Origin of the sequence: Janthinobacterium sp. FT14W (assembly GCF_009208755.1) — a bacterium.
Lineage (GTDB): Bacteria > Pseudomonadota > Gammaproteobacteria > Burkholderiales > Burkholderiaceae_D > Janthinobacterium > Janthinobacterium violaceinigrum.
This window is the reverse complement of sequence record NZ_WFLL01000056.1, coordinates 24,658-31,068: the sequence shown is the minus strand read 5'-3', so window position 1 is coordinate 31,068 and position 6,411 is coordinate 24,658. Positions and strand designations below refer to the sequence as shown.

Annotated in this window: 2 protein-coding genes; one reads left to right on the top strand and one right to left on the bottom strand. The window is 65.8% G+C overall.

Annotated features, from left to right (window positions below; genetic code table 11):
* Window positions 1–14: 14 nt before the first annotated feature.
* Window positions 15–5,387: a beta strand repeat-containing protein gene (locus GCN74_RS28950; protein WP_226939209.1), complete on the top strand. Its 5,373-nt coding sequence runs from the start codon at window positions 15–17 to the stop codon at window positions 5,385–5,387.
* Window positions 5,388–5,436: 49 nt separating this feature from the next.
* On the opposite strand, the gene GCN74_RS25235 is transcribed toward GCN74_RS28950, so the two are convergent.
* Window positions 5,437–6,381: a LysR family transcriptional regulator gene (locus tag GCN74_RS25235; RefSeq protein ID WP_152259209.1), complete on the bottom strand. Its 945-nt coding sequence runs from the start codon at window positions 6,379–6,381 to the stop codon at window positions 5,437–5,439.
* Window positions 6,382–6,411: the final 30 nt, after the last annotated feature.

Here is a 6,411-nt window from a genome sequence, read left to right as displayed (position 1 = left end):
ATGGCTTGCTGAACGTGGCGGTGGACGGGGGCGCCGTGGGCGCGCTGGTGAATAACGGCGGCTTGATCCAGGCCGATGGCGGCAGCGTGGTGCTGACGGCGCAGGCGGCGGGCGACTTGCTGAAAACCGTCGTCAACAACACGGGCGTGATCGAGGCGCACAGCATCGACACGCGCGGCGGCACGATCAAGCTGCTGGGCGACATGCACAGCGGCACGGTGAACGCAGCGGGCACGCTGGACGCCAGCGCGCCCGAGGGCGGCAATGGCGGCTTCATCGACACCTCGGCCGCGCACGTGAAGATCGACGATGGGCTGAAGGTGAGCACGGCCGCGACGAAGGGCGCGACGGGCATGTGGCTGATCGATCCGACCGATTTCACGATCGCGGCATCGGGCGGCAACCAGACCGGCGCGTTTTACAGCAATGCGCTCAAGTCCAGCAATGTCACCATCGCAACGGTCGCCAGCGGCGGCGCCGCAGGCAACATCAATGTCAACGACACGATCAGCTGGTCGGCCAACAAGCTGACCTTGACGGCGCACAACAATATCAATATCAATGCGCCGCTGCGCGGGTCCGGCACGGCCAGCCTGGCGCTCGAATACGGCCAGAGCGGGGTCGCGGCCGGCAATCTGTCCACCTACAACGTCAAGGCGGAAGTGGACTTGCCGTCGGGTAATAACTTCAGCACCAGGCTGGGCACGAATGGCGCAGTCATCAGCTATACGGTGATCAACAGCGTAGGTGCGGCTGGCAGCCTGAGCGCAGCCGATTTGCAGGGCATGAATGCCAACCTGGGAGGCAACTATGCGCTGGGCCGCCACCTCGATGCCAGTGCCACGCTCGACTGGGACGGCGGCAAGGGCTTCGTGCCGATCGGCAGCAAAGGGACGCCATTCACGGGCAGGGTAGACGGCCTGGGGCATGACGTCACGGGATTGTCACTCACCCGGCTGTCGGATTATGCCGACGTGGGCATGTTCGGCGCCATCGGCGCTACGGGCGTGGTGCGCAACGTCAATCTGGTCAATACCCGGATACAGGCGCCGGAAGGCAGCTTCGGACAGATACGATTGGGCGTGCTGGCGGCAAATAACGCGGGCCTGATCGATAACGTCAGTGCGTACGGAGAGCTGAAGCTGGCGGGGTATATTTACGCGGGCGGCCTGGTGGGCGTGAATAGCGGCGTGATCAACAACAGCCGCAGCAGCGGCAGTATCGAGCACAGTCCCCATTATGGTGGCGGTGCGGCCGGGCTGGTTGCTGAAAATCAACGTGGCGGCATCGTCAGCAACAGTAGCAGCAGCATGAAGGTGAGCGTGGTCGAGGGCACGGCCGGGGGCCTGGTGCTTGAAAACGCTGGCACCATCATGAAGAGCTTTGCCACGGGCGATATCGCGGGCGATGTCTTTACTGGCGGCCTGGCGGCATTCACTTCAGGCAATATCAGCGATAGCCATGCGACGGGCAGCGTGACGGGCAGTTCCATCGCCGGCGGACTGGCTGGCCGGCTGGGCGGGACGATCAGCAACAGCTATGCGACAGGCAATGTCTACTCTTCCGGCGATGTGCAGTCCGAGCAGGGTTTTGGCGGCCTCGTCGGTGACGTTTATGCGGGCAGGATCAGCAACAGCTATGCCACTGGCAGCGTCAATGCGGGCAACTATGCGGGCGGCATCGTCGGCCGGAACGGGGGGAGTGTGGACAATGTCTATTCCTTCGGTGCTGTCAATGCGCAGCACGATAACCGGGGCGGCATCGTTGGCTACAATGATTCCAGTGGCTACGTGAGCAATGCCTATTACAACAGCAGCGCCAACCACGGCCTGACGGGCCTGGGCCAAGGCAACGGCCGAACGAGCAATATCGTCGGCCTGGCGGACGGTGCGATGCGCGATCCATCGAGTTATACCTCGTTCAGCTTTACGACGGCAATTGGCGCCACGGGCAATAACTGGGTGACGGTGGGAGCGAACGGCAGCATGAACGGCAAGGGCGGCACCTTGCCGATGTTCAGCGGCGAGTACTCGACCACCATCAATTCCCCACACCAGTTGCAGCTGATGGCGATGGACAAGGCGGCAGCCTATACCCTGGGCAGCAGCTTCAGCGCGGGGGCGACGGCCGGCGGCGATATCTGGACCGGCGGCGGTTTCGTGCCTGTCGGCGACGCCGCGTCACCGTTCACGGGCAGCCTCAATGGCGCCGGCCACATCATTTCCGACTTGCGCATCTTCCGGCAGGGGGGCGCTGCCGTCGGCCTGATCGGCAGCCTCGGCAAAACTGGCAGCATCTCGGACCTGGGCTTGAGCGATGCCAGGATCACCGGCGGCAGCGATGTGGGCGCGCTCGCCGGCGCGAGCGCGGGCAAAATCAGCGGCAGTTTCGTTACCGGCAATGTCGCGGGCGATGCGCAGGTCGGCGCCCTCGTGGGCAGCAATACGGGTGAAATCGTCAACAGCTACGCGGCGGGCAGCGCGACGGGCGGCGTCAATGTGGGCGGCCTGGCCGGCGACAGCCACGGCGGCAGCATCCGCAACAGCTATGCGGCCGTCGCCGTCAGCGGCGCCGCGGGGCTGGGCGGGCTGGCAGGCGGCGCCTCCGCCGCCGATGCCGCGGGCAGCTACTGGGACACGCAGGTCAGCGGGCAGGCGGGCAGCCAGGGCGGCACAGGCCTGAGCTCGGCCGAGCTGAAAAAACTGGCCAACTACAACGGCAGCAACGGCGCGGGCAGCCCGGCGTGGGACTTGAACAATACCTGGGTGATTTACGATGGGCAGAACACGCCATTGCTGCGTTCCTTCCTGACGCCCCTGGTGGTGACGGTGTCGCATAGCAGCAAGGTCTATGATGGCCTGGCCAGCGATCCCGTCACCGTCAGCTATTCCAGGGTGGTGGATCCTTCCTTGCTGCAAGGCTCGCTGACATATGACAACGCGTCCGGCAGTCCGGTCAATGCCGGCAACTATGTGGTGCGGGCCAGCGGCGTGTATTCCTCGGCCCAGAATGGCTACCTGATTAGCTATGTCGATGGCGGCGTGACGATTACGCCGCGCCAGATCAGCCTGAATGGCGTTTCGGCGGGCAACAAAGTGTATGACGGCAACACCTCTGCCGTCCTGTCTGGCGGCAGCCTCAGTGGCGTGCTGGGCGATGACGTGGCCAAGCTGAGCTTTTTGCTGTCCGGATCCTATGCCAGCAAGAATGTCGGCAGCAATCTCGCCATTACGGCCAGCGCCACGCTGGGCGGCAGTGCGGCCGGCAACTATACGCTGGCGCCCATCGGCGACTTCAGCGGCGCGATCACCCAGGCCACCATCAGCAGCGTGACGGGCATCACGGCCGATGACAAGGTCTATGACGGCGGCCTGCGTGCCAGCCTGAACGGCGCTTCGGCCGTCTTGCACGGCATGGTCAGCGGCGACAGTCTTGCCGTGGTCACCGCCAGAGGCAATTTCGCGGACAAGAATGCGGGCAGCGGAAAAACGGTGTATGTCAGCGATATCACGCTGGCTGGCGCCGACAGCGGCAACTATATCCTGGCCGCCACGGATGCCGTCATCACGGGCACCATCCGGCCCAAGGCGCTGACGCTCGACGGCGTCGCGGCGCAAGACAAAATCTACGATGGCAATGCCGACGCGCGCTTGACGGGCGGTACCTTGAGCGGTTTCGTCGGCTCGGAAAACGTGATCTTGTCCGGCCTGAGCGGCTATTTTTCGGACAAGAACGCCGGCAACGGCAAGGCCGTGACGGTGGGCGCGGTGCTGGCCAGCGATACGGGTCTGGCCAGCAACTACACGGTGGCCAGCCCGGGCGGCTTGACGGCCAGCATCACGCCCAAGGCCTTGACGGTAATGGGCGCGGTGGCGGGCGACAAGGTCTACGACGGCACGCGCCAGGCCAGCATCAGCGGCGGCGTGCTGTCCGGCCTGGTCGATGGCGAACGCCTGGATATCGCCGGCATGGCGGCCAGCTTCGGCGACAGGAACGCGGGCAAGGCCAAGGCCGTGACAGTGACGGGCACGGCCCTGGCCGACACGGCCAGCGGCTTGGCCGGCAACTACACGGTAGCCGACCCGAGCGGCTTGACGGCCAGCATCACACCCAAGGCCTTGACGGTGACGGGCGTGGTGGCGGGCGACAAGGTCTACGACGGCACGCGCCAGGCCAGCGTCAGCGGCGGGGTGCTGTCCGGCCTGGTCGATGGCGAACGCCTGGACATCGCCGGCATGGCGGCCAGCTTCGGCGACAGGAACGCGGGCAAGGGCAAGGCCGTGACGGTGACGGGCACGGTCCTGGCCGACACGGCCAGCGGCTTGGCCGGCAACTACACGGTGGCCGAGCCGGGCGGCTTGACGGCCAGCATCACACCCAAGGCCTTGACGGTGACGGGTGCGGTGGCCGGCGACAAGGTCTACGACGGCACGCGCCAGGCCAGCCTCAGCGGCGGTGTGCTGTCCGGCCTGGTCGAAGGCGAGCGCCTGGACATCGCCGGCATGACGGCCAGCTTCGGCGACAAGAACGCAGGCAAGGCCAAGGCGGTGACGGTGACGGGCACGGCCCTGGCCGACACGGCCAGCGGCTCGGCCAGCAACTACACGGTGACCGGCCCGGGCGGCTTGACGGCCAGCATCACGCCGGCAGCGTTGACGGTGGCTATCACGGGTGTCGACAAGGTGTACGATGCGAGCGTCGCTGCCAGCGTGAACTGGCGCGATGACCGCCTCGCCGGCGACCAGCTGAGCATCAGCAGCAATGCTGCCCAGTTTGCCGACAAGAATGCGGGACAGGGCAAGACGGTGCGCGTGGATGGCATACGCCTGAGCGGGCTGGACGCCGGTAACTATGTGGTCAACACGGCGGCGTCGACGCGGGCGGATATTGCCCAGGCGAAATTGACCGTGACGGTGAACAATGCCGAGAAAGACCAGGGGCGCCCTAATCCTGTCTTTGACGCCAGCTATGCGGGCTTGCTGGCAGGCGACAGCGTGGCATCGGAACTGCGCGGCGAATTGCTGTTCAGTACGGAAGCTGGCGCGGGTTCGCCTGCCGGCAACTACAAGGTTGCCGCCGCAGGGCAGACGTCGAACAATTATGCGATCGGCTATGTTGCCGGCAGCTTGAAGGTAAAGCCGGCGGAAGCCTTGCGTAACGCGGTGACGGCAGCGGCCGCTTCCGTCGCCGCCGTGCCGTTGGCGGGCAATATGGTGGTCGCGGAGCATGCCCATAGCGGCAAAGCGGCAGCCGCGCCAGCCGCGCCTGTCGTGGCCGGCGTGGCCGGCACGGCATCGCGCCAGGTGCTGCCGGGCTTGCAATTGAGCGTGCTCGACGGCGGCATCCTGCTGCCGGCCGGACTGGCCAGCGGCCCGGCCATGCCGTAACGGCCTGGGCCGGGCAGGGGCGGCGCAGGCGTGTGCCTGCTTGTCCCCGTTAGCCGGCCCATGCGGCGGCCGCCCCGGCAGGCGGCGGCTGCAGATCCATATTGGCATCGAGCAAGGCCGTGATCCAGCCAGCAAACGCCTGCACCTTGGGCGTAGCCAGCCGGCCTTGCGGCGTCAGCAAGGACATGGGCATGGGCGTGGGGGGGCAAGCGGGCAGCACGGCCCGCAGTGCGCCACTGTCGAGGTGCGCACGCACCTGGTACACGGCGGCCTGCGCCAGCCCCAGTCCCTGCAATGCGCAATCGACGCTGGCGTCCGCGTCGTTGACGGCGATGGGGCCCGCCATCTGCACGCGCACCACTTCATTATCCTGCAGGAAATCCCAGTCGAAGGCGCGTCCCGTGCGGCCCGAGTAATGCATGATGCCCCGGTGCGTGGCCAGGTCGGCCAGGGTCTGCGGCGTGCCGTGCCGCGCCAGGTAGGCGGGCGAGGCGCACGTGACGAAGCGCATCAGGCCTACCTGTTTGCCGATGAAGGCGGAATCCTGCAAGGTCCCCACGCGCAAGGCGCAATCGATGCCTTCCTGCGTCAGGTCGACCAGGCGGTCCGTCAGGCTCAGCTGCAATTGCACGTCCGGCCAGGCCGCGTGGAATTGCGCGATATGGGGCATGACGAGGCGCCGGCCCACCGTATTGGGCAGGTTGATGCGCAGCAAGCCACGGGGCTTTTTCGCGTCGGGGCCGCGGAACGCCAGTTCCGCCGTGTCGACGGCTTTCAGGATGTCGATACAGTGGCGAAAGTAGTCAGCCCCTTCCGGCGTCAGGGACAAGCGGCGCGTGGTTCGTTGCAGCAATTGCGTGCCCAGGTAGGCTTCCAGTTTTTGCAGGGTGGCCGTCAGCGCGGCGCGGGGCAAATTCAAGGTTTCGGCCGCCTTGGAAAAACTGTTGGCTTCGACGATGCGCACGAAGGTCTGCATGGCCTTGATCTTGTCCATGGGATAGCTTTCCTTATATTGTTCATCTTA

Bases quoted from the DNA above. Each gene is read 5' to 3' on its own strand.
- GCN74_RS25235 (WP_152259209.1), bottom strand. From the start codon at position 6,381: ATGGACAAGATCAAGGCCATGCAGACCTTCGTGCGCATCGTCGAAGCC.